The organism is Candidatus Obscuribacterales bacterium, from assembly GCA_036703605.1.
Classification (GTDB): Bacteria; Cyanobacteriota; Cyanobacteriia; order RECH01; family RECH01; genus RECH01.
In genome coordinates this window covers 1-2,341 of record DATNRH010000134.1, presented here as the reverse complement: position 1 = coordinate 2,341, position 2,341 = coordinate 1, and the positions used below count along the sequence as shown (strand labels likewise).

Below are 2,341 nucleotides of genomic sequence, written 5' to 3'. Positions count from 1 at the left end.
CTCATAAGCTGCGCTTAATAGTTAACTTCAAAATTAAATTTGACCTGAGTTAAGCGCTTGGCTGGTTGTTCCTACGTTTATTAAGTTGAGGCAGTGTCGGGTTATGTACCTCACTCCCCATGAACTCGATCGACTCTTGATTTTTACCGCCGCAGAAATTGCCCGGCGGCGCAAGGAGAACGGCGTGAAACTCAATGTTCCCGAAGCGATCGCCTTTATCACCGACCAAGTTTTAGAAGGTGCACGCATGGATAAAAGCGTGGCAGAGCTGATGTCAGAAGGGGCAACATGGCTCACCGTCGATGATGTACTCCCCGGTGTTCCGGAACTCATTCCCCTGATTCAAGTTGAGGCCCATTTCCTCGACGGCACCAAGCTGGTCAGTATTCACAATCCTATTCGGATGCCCCAGGAGTCTGTGTAATGGCAAGTTCTCATGGATCGGGCCCCGGAGAGATTCTCTGTGACCCCGGTACGCTCCATCTCAATGCGGGTCGGGAACAGCGTACGCTTGAGGTAGCCAATGGGGGCGATCGCCCCATTCAGGTAGGATCTCACTATCACTTTTTTGAAGTGAATCGTGCTCTACAGTTTAATCGCGCCCAGGCGTTAGGATTTCGCTTAGATATTCCGGCAGGGACGGCAGTACGGTTTGAGCCGGGGGATACTAAATCGGTCACCTTGGTGGCGATCGCTGGTAGTCGCACCATCTATGGGCTGAATGGATTGGTCAACGGATGTTTAGACGATGAGGGTGCCCGAGAAGCAGCCCTAGCTCAGGCCCAAACATCTGGCTTTATGACGATGGAGGATGCTGATGGAGATTAGTCGCGAACGCTATGCAGAACTCTTTGGCCCCACCACGGGCGATCGCATTCGCTTGGGCGACACCTCTCTGATCGTAGAAGTGGAGCGAGATACCACAGTCTACGGTGATGAATGTGTTTTTGGCGGTGGCAAAACCCTGCGAGACGGTCTGGGTATGGCTCCTGGAGTTACCTCGGCCCAGGGCGCGCTGGATTTGGTGATCACGAATGTGGTGCTAATCGATCCAATGCAGGGGATTATTAAAACCGACATTGGCATCAAAGATGGCCGGATTGTCGGCATTGGTAAAGCTGGAAATCCTGGCATTATGGACGGTGTGACGCCTAATTTAATCGTGGGTGCTGGCACCGACGTGCGGGCCGGCGAGGGACTAATTGCCACCGCCGGGGGACTGGATTGCCACGTCCACTTTGATAGTGCCGGTCTCTGTGCTGAGGCCTTGTCCAGTGGACTCACCACCATGCTAGGGGGTGGACTTGGGCCCGTTACCGTCGGTATCTGTTCCAGCGGCGCTTACAACGTGGGGCTGATGCTGAAAGCGGCGGAGGCATTTCCCATTAACTTTGGCTTTTTAGGCAAAGGCAGTTCTAGTCTACCGGCTAGCTTGAATGAACAACTGGAAAACGGTGCTTTTGGCCTCAAGATCCATGAAGATTGGGGAGCCATGCCCGCCCTGATTGATACCTGTCTATCGGTCGCCGACAACTACGATTGCCAGGTGCAAATTCACACCGATACGCTCAACGAGTCGGGCTATGTGGAAGATACCCTAGCGGCGATTCGCGGTCGCACCATCCACATGTATCACACTGAGGGAGCTGGCGGCGGTCACGCTCCCGATATTATCAAGGTGGCATCCTATTCCCACTGTCTTCCGTCGTCTACCAATCCCACCAATCCCTACACGGTCAACACCTTTGATGAACATCTAGATATGGTGATGGTCTGTCACCATCTCAATCCACGAGTTCCAGAAGATGTGGCTTTTGCCGAGTCTCGAATTCGGGCAGAAACCATCGCGGCTGAAGATATTCTCCACGATATGGGGGCCATCAGTATGCTGGGGTCGGATAGTCAAGGCATGGGGCGGATCGGTGAGGTGATTCGCCGCACATGGCAATTGGCCTCAAAGATGAAGGATCAGCGCGGCTCTCTGCCGGAAGATAGCGATCGCCACGATAATCATCGAGTGTTGCGTTATTTAGCGAAATATACGATTAATCCGGCCCGCACCTGTGGCATCAGCGATTACGTCGGTTCCATTGAACCCGGTAAGTTAGCTGATATTGTACTTTGGCAGCCCGGCTTTTTTGGCGTGCGCCCAGAATTGGTGATCAAAGGTGGATTTATTGCCTGGTCGCCCATGGGGGAATCCAATGCCTCTCTGATGACCTGTGAACCGATTCTCTATCGTCCTCAATGGGGCAGCTACGGGGCGGCCAGTGCGGCCACCTCTACCTGCTTTGTCACCGAGGCAGCGATCGCCAATGGTTTAGCCGATCGCCTAAGTTTA

At 53.4% G+C, this 2,341-nt stretch carries 3 protein-coding genes; all 3 read left to right on the top strand.

Annotation, left to right across the window (positions count from 1 at the left end; all coding sequences use genetic code 11):
* The first annotated feature begins 103 nt into the window (after positions 1-103).
* Positions 104-424, top strand: coding sequence for an urease subunit gamma (locus V6D20_02755; GenBank protein ID HEY9814714.1), 321 nt, complete (start codon positions 104-106; stop codon positions 422-424).
* Entirely contained in the window at positions 424-828 is a 405-nt protein-coding gene (locus V6D20_02750; protein HEY9814713.1) for an urease subunit beta, read from the top strand. Before V6D20_02755 ends, V6D20_02750 begins: the two co-directional genes overlap by 1 nt.
* Positions 818-2,341, top strand: a 1,524-nt coding sequence (gene ureC / locus V6D20_02745) for an urease subunit alpha (GenBank protein ID HEY9814712.1), incomplete at its 3' end; no start/stop codon positions are given. The genes V6D20_02750 and ureC, both read left to right, overlap by 11 nt.